Origin of the sequence: Mumia spirodelae, assembly GCF_050632745.1 — a bacterium.
In the GTDB taxonomy this organism is placed as follows: Bacteria; Actinomycetota; Actinomycetes; order Propionibacteriales; family Nocardioidaceae; genus Mumia.
The window spans coordinates 62,436-76,160 of the sequence record NZ_JBODSD010000006.1 but is presented as its reverse complement, the minus strand read 5'-3'; the positions used below and the strand labels follow the sequence as shown (position 1 = coordinate 76,160).

11 protein-coding genes are annotated in these 13,725 nt (G+C 72.6%); 2 read left to right on the top strand and 9 right to left on the bottom strand.

The genetic code is table 11. The annotated features are described in order from the left end of the window. Window positions 1-145 precede the first annotated feature (145 nt). The 5 genes from ACQSSQ_RS22740 to ACQSSQ_RS22720 form a co-directional block, all read right to left on the bottom strand. Window positions 146-2,995 carry an aconitate hydratase gene (locus tag ACQSSQ_RS22740; protein WP_431329433.1) on the bottom strand — a complete coding sequence of 950 codons (2,850 nt, stop codon included), beginning with the start codon at window positions 2,993-2,995 and terminating at the stop codon, window positions 146-148. 227 nt (window positions 2,996-3,222) lie between these two features. Then, window positions 3,223-3,681, bottom strand: coding sequence for a GNAT family N-acetyltransferase (locus ACQSSQ_RS22735; protein ID WP_431329432.1), 459 nt, complete (start codon window positions 3,679-3,681; stop codon window positions 3,223-3,225). A 193-nt stretch (window positions 3,682-3,874) separates the two neighbouring features. Continuing rightward, on the bottom strand, window positions 3,875-6,496 hold the full coding sequence (locus ACQSSQ_RS22730) for an SCO7613 C-terminal domain-containing membrane protein (protein ID WP_431329431.1): 2,622 nt from the start codon (window positions 6,494-6,496) through the stop codon (window positions 3,875-3,877). 77 nt (window positions 6,497-6,573) lie between these two features. Further along, window positions 6,574-7,836 (bottom strand): class I SAM-dependent RNA methyltransferase, encoded by a 1,263-nt coding sequence (locus ACQSSQ_RS22725; protein ID WP_431329430.1) that lies wholly within the window; start codon window positions 7,834-7,836, stop codon window positions 6,574-6,576. Between the two features lie 28 nt (window positions 7,837-7,864). Continuing rightward, a complete protein-coding gene (locus ACQSSQ_RS22720) occupies window positions 7,865-9,883 on the bottom strand; it encodes an APC family permease (protein ID WP_431329429.1) in 2,019 nt (672 codons plus the stop codon). Window positions 9,884-9,966: 83 nt separating this feature from the next. Here ACQSSQ_RS22720 and ACQSSQ_RS22715 point away from each other — a divergent pair, with 83 nt between their 5' ends. Then, window positions 9,967-10,620, top strand: coding sequence for a potassium channel family protein (locus tag ACQSSQ_RS22715; RefSeq protein WP_431329545.1), 654 nt, complete (start codon window positions 9,967-9,969; stop codon window positions 10,618-10,620). Further along, the gene (locus ACQSSQ_RS22710; RefSeq protein WP_431329428.1) at window positions 10,617-11,303 is read left to right on the top strand and encodes a potassium channel family protein; all 687 of its coding nucleotides are present in this window, start codon (window positions 10,617-10,619) and stop codon (window positions 11,301-11,303) included. The genes ACQSSQ_RS22715 and ACQSSQ_RS22710 overlap by 4 nt, the downstream gene beginning before the upstream one ends. A gap of 4 nt (window positions 11,304-11,307) precedes the next feature. On the opposite strand, the gene ACQSSQ_RS22705 is transcribed toward ACQSSQ_RS22710, so the two are convergent. From ACQSSQ_RS22705 to dut, 4 genes are read right to left on the bottom strand one after another with little or no spacing between them, the layout of a single operon-like run. After that, window positions 11,308-12,075 (bottom strand): DUF3159 domain-containing protein, encoded by a 768-nt coding sequence (locus ACQSSQ_RS22705; protein WP_431329427.1) that lies wholly within the window; start codon window positions 12,073-12,075, stop codon window positions 11,308-11,310. Further along, complete coding sequence (locus tag ACQSSQ_RS22700) at window positions 12,072-12,443, bottom strand: OB-fold nucleic acid binding domain-containing protein (protein WP_431329426.1); 372 nt, start codon at window positions 12,441-12,443, stop codon at window positions 12,072-12,074. The genes ACQSSQ_RS22705 and ACQSSQ_RS22700 overlap by 4 nt, the downstream gene beginning before the upstream one ends. A gap of 40 nt (window positions 12,444-12,483) precedes the next feature. After that, window positions 12,484-13,197 carry a DUF3710 domain-containing protein gene (locus ACQSSQ_RS22695; protein ID WP_431329425.1) on the bottom strand — a complete coding sequence of 238 codons (714 nt, stop codon included), beginning with the start codon at window positions 13,195-13,197 and terminating at the stop codon, window positions 12,484-12,486. 56 nt (window positions 13,198-13,253) lie between these two features. Next, window positions 13,254-13,709, bottom strand: a complete 456-nt coding sequence (gene dut / locus ACQSSQ_RS22690; protein ID WP_431329424.1) for a dUTP diphosphatase — start codon at window positions 13,707-13,709, stop codon at window positions 13,254-13,256. Between the last annotated feature and the right edge of the window lie 16 nt (window positions 13,710-13,725).

The following is a 13,725-nucleotide window of genomic DNA, read 5'->3' as shown; positions in this document are numbered from 1 at the left end:
AACGTAGCACGCCCGGACCCGATTTTGTCACTGACGCAACAAAATCGAGACCCGGGCGTGAGAAGCGCCTTCGGCGGTGAGCCGGGTCCCTCCGTCGTACGGACGGGTGGGACCGGACTCACCGCCGAAGCGGGGTGGCGTGCGCTCAGCCGATGAGCGAGCGCAGCACGTACGGCATGATGCCGCCGTTGCGGTAGTAGTTCGCCTCCCCCGGCGTGTCGATGCGCACGACCGCGTCGAACTCGACGGCCTGCCCGTCGGTGCCGGTCGCCGTGACCTTCACCGTCCGGGGCGTACGGCCCTCGTTGAGCTCGGTGACGCCGGTGAAGGAGAAGGTCTCCTCGCCGGTGAGACCGAGCGACTCGGCGTTCTGGCCCTCCGGGAACTGCAGCGGCAGGACGCCCATGCCGATGAGGTTCGAACGGTGGATGCGCTCGTACGACTCGGCGATGACGGCCTTGACGCCGAGGAGCGCGGTGCCCTTCGCCGCCCAGTCGCGCGAGCTGCCCGAGCCGTACTCCTTGCCGGCCAGCACGACCAGCGGGATGCCCGCCGCGATGTACTTCTCCGACGCCTCGAAGACGGTCGTGACAGCCGCTTGTCCTGAGCCTGTCGAAGGGTCCTCGTTGAGCTGACGGGTGAAGCCGCCCTCCGTGCCCGGCGCGAGCTGGTTGCGCAGGCGGATGTTGGCGAACGTGCCGCGGATCATCACCTCGTGGTTGCCGCGACGCGAGCCGTACGAGTTGAAGTCGCGCGGCTGGACACCGTGGTCGGCGAGGTACTTGCCGGCCGGGCTGTCCTTCTTGATCGCACCGGCGGGCGAGATGTGGTCGGTCGTGACCGAGTCGCCGAGCTTGAGCAGGACGCGAGCACCCTCGATGTCGGTGACCGGCGACGGCTCGTGCTGCATGCCGTCGAAGTACGGCGCCTTGCGGACGTAGGTCGAGTCCTGGTCCCACTCGAAGACGTCGCCCTCGGGCGTCGGCAGCGACTGCCAGCGCTCGTCGCCGGCGAAGACGTCGGCGTACTCGCTCTTGAAGGTGTCGGCCGACATCGCACCGGCGACGACCTCCTCGACCTCCGACGGCGACGGCCAGATGTCCTTGAGGAAGACGTCGTTGCCGTCCTGGTCCTTGCCCAGCGAGTCGTTGAACAGGTCGGTGTCCATCGTGCCGGCCAGCGCGTACGCGACGACCAGCGGCGGGGACGCCAGGTAGTTCATCTTCACGTCGGGGTTGATGCGGCCTTCGAAGTTGCGGTTGCCCGACAGGACCGAGGTGACGGCGAGGTCGCCGTCGTTGACCGCCTGCGAGACCTCGGGGATGAGCGGGCCCGAGTTGCCGATGCAGGTGGTGCAGCCGTAGCCGACGAGGTTGAAGCCGAGCTTGTCGAGGTACGGCGTGAGGCCGGCACGCTCGTAGTAGTCGGAGACGACCTTCGACCCGGGGGCGAGGGTGGTCTTGACCCACGGCCTGCGGGACAGGCCCTTCTCGACGGCGTTCTTCGCCAGCAGCGCGGCGCCGATCATGACCGACGGGTTCGACGTGTTGGTGCACGACGTGATCGCCGCGATCGTGACCGCGCCGTGGTCGAGCTCGTACGTCGTGCCGTCCTCGGTCGTGACGCGCTGCGGGTTGCTGGCGCGCCCGTTGTCCTTCGGAGCGAGCGACAGGTAGTCCGTCGCCGGCGTCTGGCCGTGGACGTCCTCGTGGGCCGCAGGTGCGTCGGACGCGGGGAAGGACTCCTCGAGCGCCTCGTCGTACGCGCCGATCGGCGGCTCCTCCGCGTGCTCGACGTAGTTGCGCAGCGCGCCGCGGAAGGCCTGCTTGGCGTCGGAGACGACGATGCGGTCCTGGGGACGCTTCGGGCCGGCGATCGACGGGACGATCGTGGCGAGGTCGAGCTCGAGGTACTCGGAGTAGCGCGGCTCGTGGTCGGGGTCGTGCCAGAGGCCCTGGGCCTTCGCGTACGCCTCGACGAGCGCGATCTGCTCCTCGGAACGGCCGGTCAGGCGGAGGTACTTGGTGGTCTCGTCGTCGATCGGGAAGACCGCGATGGTCGAGCCGTACTCGGGGCTCATGTTGCCGATCGTGGCGCGGTTGGCCAGCGGGACGGCGCCGACGCCCGAGCCGTAGAACTCGACGAACTTGCCGACGACGCCGTGCTCGCGCAGCATCTCGGTGATCGTGAGCACGAGGTCGGTCGCGGTCGAGCCCTCCGGGAGCTCGCCCGACAGCTTGAAGCCGACGACGCGCGGGATGAGCATCGAGACGGGCTGGCCGAGCATGGCGGCCTCGGCCTCGATGCCGCCGACGCCCCAGCCCACGACGCCGAGGCCGTTGACCATGGTGGTGTGGGAGTCGGTGCCGACGCAGGTGTCCGGGTAGGCCTGGAGCACGCCGTCGACGGTGCGGGTGAAGACCGTGCGGGCGAGGTGCTCGATGTTGACCTGGTGCACGATGCCGGTGCCCGGCGGGACGACCTTGAAGTCGTCGAACGCCGTCTGGCCCCACCGCAGGAACTGGTAGCGCTCGCGGTTGCGCTCGTACTCGATCTCGACGTTGCGCTCGAACGCGTCCGGCGTGCCGAAGACGTCGGCGATGACCGAGTGGTCGATGACCATCTCGGCGGGCGCGAGCGGGTTGATCTTGCTCGGGTCACCACCGAGGTCGGCCATCGCCTCGCGCATCGTGGCGAGATCGACGACGCACGGGACGCCGGTGAAGTCCTGCATGATCACGCGGGCGGGCGTGAACTGGATCTCCTTGCTCGGGTCCGCGTCCGCGTCCCAGCCGGCGAGCGCCTTGATGTCGTCGGCCGTGATGTCGGCGCCGTCCTCGGTGCGGAGCAGGTTCTCCAGGAGCACCTTGAGGCTGAACGGCAGCGAGTCGACGTCCAGGCCCTCGCCGGTCACCGCCCCCAGCCGGTAGATCTCGTACGCGGCGTCCCCGACGTTCAGGGTTTCCTTCGCGTTGAAGCTGTTGACGCTGGCCATCGCCTCTCCTCGTTCGTCCTGCCGGAGCCCGCGGTCAGGAAGCGGGCCCTCGAGCGGCATCGCCTTCTATCGTCGCGCGCGCAACGGACTGCTGCGCGATCAGGCTGGCCTTAGTGGGCCGCTCGTGATTTATCTCGATGTCAAGATACACGCTATCAAACTTTCCCAGGCGCGCGCGAGCGAGCGCGGGACCCCGGCGTGTCCGGCCCGGGCCGGACCCCGGCCTGTCAGGCCGGGCGGACCAGCACGACGTAGGTGCGGGCATCGCTCGGCGACTCGAACTTCTCGACCGCCACGAAGCCGAGCGCGTCCACGACCTTGAGCGCGCGCACGTTGAAGTCGGCGACCGTCACCCGGAAGGCCTGCGGCTCGAACCGGTCGCGAGCGAAGTCGAGGCCGGTCGAGATCGCCACCTGGCCCAGCCCCTGGCCCGTCAGCTCGGGCCGAAGGCCGCCGGCGATGTCCAGCGCGCCGTCGTCGTAGGCGAAGCCCGGGACCCGCGCCTGCCGCCCGTAGCAGCGGTAGCCGACGAGGCGGCCCTCGTCGAGGAGAGCCCAGAAGCCGTGGGAGAGATCGGTGAAGTGCCGGGGGTCCATGCCGGTGAGGTCGTAGCAGCCGTTCGGCTCCGGATAGCTCCAGGTCACGATGTCGTCGGCATGCTCACGCGTCAGCTCGACGATCTCCATACGTGCTCCCCTGCTCGTCGTCACCATCGTCGGCCCCCGTGCCCGTGCCGTCCCCGGCGCAGGTGCCGGTATCCAAGCACGTGACGAGGGTCACGAGCAACGGCCGCCCGGCGGCTGCTGCCGTCTTCCGCTCCCATGGTGAGCCTCGCCGACCGGCGTGGTGACGAGCTTTCACGGCTGGTTCGACGGTCGCTCAGCGCAACCGCTGGACGTACGCCACGACCGTGCGCGCGTCGCGCACCCGGGCCTCCCAGGTGGCGCCGACCAGCACCAGCGCGACCCCGACGACGCCGAGCGGGATCCACCGCGGGAGGTCGCCGACGAACGGGCCGGCCCAGCGCACGACGAGCACGCCGGTCAGGACGGCACCCACGACGAACGGAGCCCGCCACCGCGCGACCGCCCCCACTGCCAGGACCGCGACCGCGGCCAGCGCCAGGAGAAGGCCGCGCACGGACGTGGGGTCGCCGAGCGCCTGCGGGAGGCTCGGCAGCAGCACCAGCGTGAGACCGGGCCAGAGGACGTCGGTGGAGCGCGCGCGGTCCTTCAGGACGAGGGCGGTCCCGATGCCGAGGAGGATCAGACCGAACGGCAGGGTGTAGGCCTCCACCACCCCGACGTCGGCGGCGGCCAGGCGAAGGACGTACGCCAGGCCGAGCAGTGCTGCGCCGGTCCACGCGTACGCCCGTCGGTCCGCACGCAGCAGGCCGACCGCCGCGGCCGCGACGCCGAGCACGGTGAGGACGAGGCTGAACCACGCCGTGCCGACCGACGCGGCGAACCCCAGCGCCACGACGCCCGTCGTGGGCGCGACCACCTCGAGCGGCAGACGGACCGGCCAGGGCAGCCCCGGGACGGCGCTGGCGAGGAGCAGCACGGCCGCGAGGGCCGCCGCGACCACCGCGATGGTCCGGGCCCCGGCCCCTGCCACGTCGGTCCATCCGACGACAGCCGCGACCGCGAGCGCCGCCGCCGCGGCGGTCGCGAGCATCAGGCCGTCGTCGCGGTCCCTGCCCGCCGGCCGGGTGGCGTACGTCGTGGCGGCCACGAGCACGGCGACCGCCGCGCCGCCCGACCAGACCAGCGTCGCCGCGCCCGCCGAACCGATCGGCACGAGCGCGGACAGCACTCCGCACACGACCGCCAGCACCGCGGCGCCGGGTGCCGCCGCCGACGCGCGCGGGAGCAGGATCCAGGCGGTCGCGGCGGCGCCCGCCGCGACGAGCAGGCCGAGCGCGAGCAGGACGACCGGGGCGTCGAGGAGCACGATCAGGACGCCGAGCCCGCCGACGACGAGCACCGCCGCGGACGTCAGGAGCAGCCGTCGCAACGGTGGCGTCCTGGACGGCACCGGCCACCACGCCGCCACCGCGAGGACGACCGCCGCTCCGACCCACAGCGCGCACGCCGATCCTGCGGGCAGCGACGGGTCGGACGAGAGACGCAGCCCGACCTCGGACACCCACCCGGGCGACCACGACTCCAGCACCGCCACGAGGGACTCGATGCCGGACACCAGCACGCCGCCGACCAGCGGCGCGGCGGCGACGGCCGCGGCGGAGCGGACGCCGGTCTCCCACCCGCGAGACCAGCGCGCGTGCACCAGTCCGGCCAGGGTCAGCGCGAGCGGGACCGCGATCCAGGTGACGGACGCCGCCTCGACGTGGAGGGTGTCGCCCCTCAGGAGGAGCACCGCGGCGAGGCACACCGCCGCGTCGAAGGCGCCGATCCCACGGATCAGGTCCACGGCCAGGTGCGCCACGTGCCCGGCGAACGCGTGCGCGACGACCGCGGCGAGCGCCACGACGATCGCGCCGTGCAGCAGGGCCGCGGGCGCCTCCCCGCCGGACCACCGGTCGGCGAAGGTCGGGGCGATGGCGACGGCCGTGACGATCCAGAGCGCCGCGAGGCCGAGCATCGACGCGCCCGCCAGACCGGTCACCCAGGCCGCCACCAGCAGCGAGCCGCGCCAGCAGAGCAGGGCGAGGAGGACCACGGCGGCCGCGACCGGCGTCAGGGTCCAGCGCAGGTCGACGTCGACGAGCAGGACGAGCGCGATCGCGGCGGCCACGTTGCCGACCGCCACCCCGAGCTGGGCGGAGACGAGGGTCGACATCCACCGGCGCGACCAGAGCGCGACCGCCGCACCCGCCCCGGCGAGGAGGACCGAGAACCCGAGGACGACGACCTCGCCGTCCACCTCGTCAAGTCCCAGGAGGCCTGCGGACATCGCGGCGCCGGTGTCGAAGGCGGCGAGGAAGCCGGTGACCGTCCACAGGGCCTCGGCGGAGGCGCGCAGACGACGCGTCGTCAGCCAGGCCGCGGCGGCGCAGGCCGCACTGGTGACCGCGAGGAGGATGAGGGTGCGGCCCGTGAGCCCGATCCGCCCCCACGTGACGGCGACGAAGACGAACGCCGCGACCACGAGGCACAGCGCGCCGAGCGCCAGGAGCGTGCCGCCGACCGTCCAGGTGTGGCGCGGCTGCTGCGGAGCGCCGTACGACGGGTGGCGCGGCGACCAGGGCGGTGGCGCCCCGTACGTCGGTGGCTGCGGCGCGGCAGGGGCGGTGACCGGCGGGGCCGCGGCGGGCGGCGCGGCGGGCGGCGCGGCTGCCGCCGCGGCACCACCCTGCTCCCGGCGCCACGACGCCGCCTCGGTCTCCATCTGGGCCAGGACGCTGTCGGCCTCGCCCAGCAGGCGCAGGAGCGCGAGAGGGCGCTCGCCGCGCAGCTCGATACCGCAACGAGCACAGCGCCAGGAGCCGCTCGCGGGGGCGCCGCAGCTGGGGCAGCGGGACGGGTCGGCGTAGGTCACGCGTGAAGTGTCTCGCGCCCGGGAGTCACGACCGCCCGATCGACACGCGCAAGCGTCGACGACCTTCGGGCGAGGGATCAGACGCGGCGGTCGAGCACGGCGACGCACTCGACGTGGTGGGTCATCGGGAAGAGCGCGTACGCCTCCACGTCGCCCAGCTCGTAGCCCTCCGAGGAGAAGGTCGCGACGTCACGGGCGAGCGCGGCGGGGTCGCACGCCACGTACACGACGCGGCGCGGCCGCAGCGCCGCCACCCGGCGGACGACCTTGGCCCGCGCGCCGGTCCGCGGCGGGTCGAGCACCACGAGGTCGCACCGGTCCCCCGCCTGACCGTGCCGGAGCGCCCGCTCGACGTCGCCGTTGACGACCCGCGCCTGAGGAAGGTCGTGCAGGTTGCGCCGGGCGTCCCGCGACGCCCGTGGATCGCCCTCGACGCTCAGCACGGACCCGTCGCTGCCGACCGCCTCGGCGAGGAAGGCGGTGAACAGCCCCACCCCGGCGTACAGGTCGGCGACCCGCTCCCCCGGGCGCGGTTGCGCGGCGCGCATCACCGCGTCGACCAGCGTGGCGGCCGCGCGCGGGTGCACCTGCCAGAAACCCGCACCACCGACCCGGAACTCCCGGTGGCCGACCCGCTCGCGGACCCACGCGCGTCCGGTGACGCGGCGACCGTCGGCGACGATCCCGTCGGCCTCGACCTCCGGCAGCGGACCGGTGACGTCGTACGCCGCCGCGAGCCGGTCGCCGTCCGTCCCGGCCACCGCGGTCACGCGCGCCGCCGGCCACGGCTCGGTGAGCACCGGCGGCAGCGACGCCGACGCGATCGGGCAGTCGTCGAGCGGGATCACCTCGTGCGAGCGGTGCTTGCGCAGCCCGAGGCGCCCCTCGGGGTCCGCGGCGAACGTCACCCGGGTCCGCCAGCCGAGCCCGTCGGGGGCGGTGTCGTCGAGCGGGGGACGTACGACGATCTCCCGGTCGATCTTCGCGAGACGGCTGAGCTGCTCGCGGACGACCGCCCCGAGCAGCTCCCGCTGGACGCCCAGGTCGACGTGCTGGAAGTCGCACCCTCCGCAGCCGCCGGGTCCCGACACCGGGCACCGCGGCTCGACCCGTCCCGGCGCCGCGTCGAGGACCTCGACCGCGTCGGCGCGCAGGAACCGGTCACCCGGACCCCCCTCGGTGATCTCCGCGACCACGCGCTCGCCAGGGAGGGTGTGCCGGACGAAGACGACGCGCCCGTCCCACCGCGCGACGCAGTGGCCGCCGTGGGCGACGGGACCGACGTCGAGCTCGACCCTCGTGCCGGTCAGGTCCTCGGTCTCGTCCGTCGGTGCGCTCACCTCTCCAGGGTGACGCATGGACACCAGGTCAGGGCTTCCGGCGCTCGTTGAACGTCCGGCCCTGACGCACCTCGCCCGGCACCGGGCGCACGCGCTCGGGCCCGCGACGCTTCGCCGACTGCAGCTGGTAGGGCACGCTCGTCACCAGGACGCCGGGCGTGAACAGCAGCCGTCCCTTGAGCCGGAGCGCGGTCTGGTTGTGCAGGAGCTGCTCGTACCAGCGCCCGACGACGTACTCCGGGACGTAGACCATCACGATGTCGCGCGGGCTCGCCCGGCGGAGCTCCTTGACGTACTTGATGACCGGCCGGACCAGCTCGCGGTACGGGGAGCCGACGACGACCAGCGGCACCGGCAGGTCGAGGGCGTCCCACTGCTCGGTCAGCCGTGCCGTCGCCTCCGGGTCGAGGTCCACGGTGAGCGCCTCCAGCGAGTCCGGACGCGAGACCCGCGCGTACGCCAGCGCCCGCATGACCGGCTTGTGCAGGCGCCCGACGAGCACGATCGCGTGCACCCGCGACGGCAGCGTGACGTCGGAGTCCTCGATCGCGAGCTCCTCGGCCACCTCGTCGTAGTGACGGCGGATGGCCCGCATGAGGAGGTAGAGCGCGACCATCGCGGTGATCGCGATCCACGCGCCCGCGAGGAACTTGGTGATGAGGACGATGACGAGGACGGTCGCGGTCATCGCGAGACCGAACCGGTTGACCCAGCGCGACCGGATCATCCGGCCGCGCTCCGCAGGATCGGTCTCGGTGCGCAGGTGGCGGCCCCAGTGCCGGATCATGCCGAGCTGGCTGAGCGTGAACGACACGAAGACACCGACGATGTAGAGCTGGATCAGGCGTGTGACCTGAGCGTCGAACGCCACGATGAGCACGATCGCCGCGAGGCCCAGGAGCACGATGCCGTTGCTGAACGAGAGCCGGTCGCCGCGGGTGTCGAGCTGCCGAGGAAGGTGGCCGTCGCGGGCGAGGACCGAGCCGAGCACCGGGAACCCGTTGAACGCGGTGTTCGCGGCGAGCACGAGGATGATGCCGGTCACGGCGACCGTCAGGTAGAACATCGGCTGGGCGTTGTCGTACACGGCAGCGGCGAGCTGGCCGATGACCGTGTCCTGGACGTAGGAGTCCCCGACCGGCACGCCGTCGCGCAACAGCTGGGTCGCCGGGTCCTCGACGAACCGCAGGTGCGTCAGGTCGGCCAGCAGGATGATGCTCATCAGCATGGTGACCGCGATGAGGCCGAGGAGGGCGAGCGTCGTCGCGGCGTTCTTGCTCTTGGGGCGCCGGAAGGCCGGGACACCGTTGCTGATCGCCTCGACGCCGGTCAGGGCGGCGCAGCCCGAGGAGAAGGCCCGCGCGACCAGGAACGTCATCGCGACCGCCGAGATGGCACCCGTGTAAGGCTCCTCCGCCACGAGCTCGAGGTCGGCGCTCGCCACCTCGGGCAGGTCGCCGAAGGAGTACCGGACGAATCCCCAGACGGCCATCCCCACGATGCAGACCATGAAGAGGTACGACGGGATCGCGAACGCGGCACCGGACTCGCGCAGCCCGCGAAGGTTGACCGCGACCAGGAGCACGACGAGCAGCGACGCCGCGGCCGCCTCGTGCCCGTTGAGCCACGGCAGCGCCGCGGTCGCGTTCTGGACGCCGGACGAGATCGACACCGCGACGGTCAGCACGTAGTCGACCATCAGCGCCGAGGCCACCGTCACCCCGGCACGAGGCCCGAGGTTGACCGTCGCCACCTCGTAGTCACCGCCGCCGCTGGGATAGGCTCGCACGTTCTGCCGGTACGACGCGACGACCGTGATCATCACGACGGCGACCGCGATACCGATCTTCCAGTTGAACGCGTACGCCGACAGCCCGCCCATCGAGAGGACGAGGAAGATCTCGTCCGGTGCGTACGCCACCGACGACAGTGCGTCGCTCGCGAAGACGGGCAACGCGATGCGCTTCGGCAGCAGCGTCTCGTCGAGCTGCGTGCTGCGCAGCTTGCGCCCGAGGACCATGCGCTTGCCCAGCTCGGCCATTCCCACCCGAGGATCGTAGACCCGGCAGACCCAGCCCGCGCTCGCCACCGCCCTGTCCGGTGTAGCGTCATCGCGTGCACATCGTGATCATGGGGTGCGGTCGCGTCGGATCGACGCTCGCGCACCGCCTCGAGGAGCGCGGTCACTCGCTCGCCGTCATCGACAGCGACGCCGACGCGTTCCGCCGCCTCGGGCCCTCGTTCTCGGGGATGACCGTGACCGGGCTCGGCTTCGACCGCGACGTCCAGCGCCGCGCGGGGATCGAGCGCGCCGACGCGTTCGCGGCGGTCTCGTCCGGCGACAACTCCAACATCATCTCCGCGCGGGTCGCGCGCGAGCAGTTCGGTGTGGACACCGTCGTGGCGCGGATCTACGACCCCGGCCGCGCCGAGGTCTACGAACGGCTGGGCGTCCCCACGGTCGCCACGGTCACGTGGGCCGCCGACCAGGTCCTCCGCAAGCTCCTGCCGGCCGGCCACGACCCGGTCTACCGCGACCCCAGCGGCGAGGTGCGCGCCGACCAGGTGCTCGTCCCCGCCCAGTGGGTCGGCTCGACCGTCGCCGCGCTGGAGGCGGCGACCGGAGGACGTGTCGCCTGCCTCACCCGCTTCGGCTCGGGACTCATCCCGGCCGACGACACGGTGCTCCAGGACGGTGACGTGCTCCAGCTCTTCTCGGCGATCCCCGACTCCGCCGACGTCTTCAGCTCGCTCGAGCAGGGCCCGCGGGAGGAGCAGTCATGAAGGTCGCCATCGCCGGTGCCGGCGCTGTCGGGCGCTCGGTCGCCGCGGAGCTCCTCGAGAACGGGCACCAGGTCCTGCTCATCGACCGCAGCCCGCGCGCGATCCGCTCCGACACCATCCCGGAGGCCGACTGGCTCCTGGCCGACGCCTGCGAGATGTCGGCCCTCGAGACGGCACGCCTGGAGCAGTGCGACGTCGTCATCGCCGCGACGGGAGACGACAAGGCCAACCTGGTCGTCTCCCTGCTCGCCAAGACCGAGTTCGGGATCGGTCGCACCGTCGCGCGGGTCAACCACCCCGACAACGAGTGGCTGTTCAGCGGCGCGTGGGGCGTCGACGTGTCCGTCTCCACGCCACGGATGATGTCGGCGCTCGTCGAGGAGGCCGTCACCGTCGGCGACCTCGTCCGCCTCTTCTCGCTGCGCGGCTCGAACGCCAGCCTGGTGGAGCTCACGCTGCCCGAGGACTCCCCGTACGTCGGCGTGCGCGTCGGCGACGTGCAGTGGCCGCGCGACGTGGTGCTGGTCGCGATCCTGCGCAGCAACGGGATCCAGGCGCCCGAGCCCGACCGCAGCCTGGAGTCCGGCGACGAGCTCCTGTTCGTGGCCGCGATGGACTCCGAGCACGCCCTCGAGCACCTGCTCGCGCCGACCGAGCACCAGGCCGTGGACGGCGAGGACTGACGCGTCAGTCCCGCGGCTGCAGCTTGGGCTGGATCTCCAGCGCCTCGCGGGAGAGCAGCTTGCCGGCCGCCTCCGGGTCGCTGACCGGCGTGTGGTTGCGGCCGAGCAGATAGACCATCGCGGCCAGCGTGGCGATCTGGAGCGGCCACCCCATCACGATCTTGGCGGTGCCGAGCAGCGCCACGTGGTCGCCGGCCCACAGCGGGTACTGCACCGCGACGCGCAGCGCGCACGGCAGCGCGAGGATCAGGGTGAGCCGCGAGCAGAGACGCACGAGCGCGCGGTCCCGGTGCCACGCGGTGGGGTCGCCGGTCACGCTGCCGACGATGAACCCGACCAGCGGCCAGCCGATCACGACCGTGAGCACGAGGACGACGGCGTACGCCCCGTTGTAGATGAGACCGGGCAGGAACGCGTCGCGCGCCTCGCCCGAGCGGAGTGCGAAGATCGCCGCGATGCCGATGCCGAACAGCGAGTTGAGGACGAACTGCGCGGTGCTCCGCTGGACGACCCGGACGACGAGCAGGACGACGGCGAGGCCGACGCTGATCCCCAGGGCCAGCTTGAGGTCGCGGGTGACCAGCCAGCTGACGGTGAAGCCGACGGTCGGCACGGCTGCCTCGAGCATCCCGCGCACGCCGCCGAGCGCCTTCGCCAGCTGGGCACGCACGACCTGCTCGACGGTCACCGGGGTGGCCGCCGGCTCCCCGTGCGGATGATCGGCGTCGGTGCGCCCGTCGGAGTCGAGGGGATCGCCGGCGTGTGAGGTCATCGACTCAGCTCGTATCGGGGGTTGTAGATGACGCGGGTGCCGTCGCGCAGGCCGAGGCGTCCCGTCGCGGTCAGCGCCCGCCCGGCCTCGATGCCCGGGATCCGGTTGCGCCCGAGCCACACGAGGGTCAGCGAGCCCGACCCGTCGTACAGCGCGGCCTCGAGGGCGCGCGCTCCCGAGCGCGGCTTGAACGTCACCGTGCGCAGCTCGCCGTGCACCGTGACGACGTCGCCGACGCGCTGGTCGCACACGGGCAGGCAGCCGGCCTCGACCGCCTCCTCGCGCAGCACGGCGTCGTCGGCGCGGTCGGTGAAGCCGCTCATGCGCTCACGCGCACGGCTCCACAGCTTGCCGGTGGTGCTGGTCATGGTTCCAGGGTAGGTCGCGGACGGGCCTCGTGGCGTCGCCTCACGCCTCTCGGGTCGGCGACTCGGCGCGGACGGCCCCGGCGGGGACGACGACGGGGATCTGCTCGCGCGGCGGCATCGGCGAGTCTCCCCGCACGACGACGAGGTCGCGCACGGCCTGCTCCAGCAGGCTCTCGGGGTCGGACGTCTCGCCGAGCTTGCCCATGAAGGTCGCCCGCAGCAGCCAGCGGGGGCCGTCGACGCCGATGATGCGGCTGGCCTGGACGCCCTGGCGGCCGTCAGGAGCCTGGACGGGGACCTGGACGCGCAGCTCGCGGCCGAACGACGCGTCGACCTCCTCGACCTTGCCGCCGACGCGCTCGACCTCCGCGACGATCTCGGGGCGGATGTCGTCCCACAGCCCGGCGTTGCGCGGCGCCGCGAAGGCCCGCAGCTCGACCGCGCTCTCCTCGCCGATCGCGACGACAGAGGTCGCAGCACCGGTCTCGGGGTCGGTGGGGATCTGCAGGTCGAGCCCGACCCGGCCGTGGACGATCATGGCGCCCACGTCGACGTAGGTCGGGTCGTCCTCAGGGATGTCGCGCTCCGAGGCGTCCCACGGGCCGGACGACCGGTCGTACGCGGGAGCGGCGGGCACCGACTCCGCCGGCGCGGTCTCCTCGGCGGAGGTCTCCTCCGCCTCGACGGTGCCGTCGGGGGCGCTGGTGGCCTCCGGTGCGGCGTCGTCGTGCGCCTTCTTGCGACGACCGAACATCACCGCACTCCTCTCGTCTGGTTGGCGGGCCCGCGCGCGGCGGGCCGGACGGGTCTTCAGGTGGTCGACGTCACGGCGAACCCACCGGTCGAACCGTACCCCCCGTCACCACGCGCGGACTCCGGGAGGGCGTCGACGACGCGGAACTCCGCCTGCTCGACCTTCTGGAGGACCAGCTGGGCGATCCGGTCGCCGCGCGCGAGGACGATCGACTCGCTCCGGTCGAGGTTGACCAGGCACACCTTGATCTCGCCACGGTACCCCGCGTCGACGGTGCCGGGCGCGTTCACGATCGACAGACCCGCCCGCGCCGCAAGGCCCGAGCGCGGGTGGACGAGCGCCACGTAGCCGACGGGCAGGGCGATCGCGATCCCGGTCGGGACGAGGGCCCGCTCCCCCGGGTGGAGCGTCAGGTCCACCGTCGTGCACAGGTCCGCCCCGGCGTCCCCGGGGTGGGCGTACGACGGGAGCGGGATCGACGGGTCCAGACGGCTCAGCATCACCTCGACCATGGACGACGACCCTACC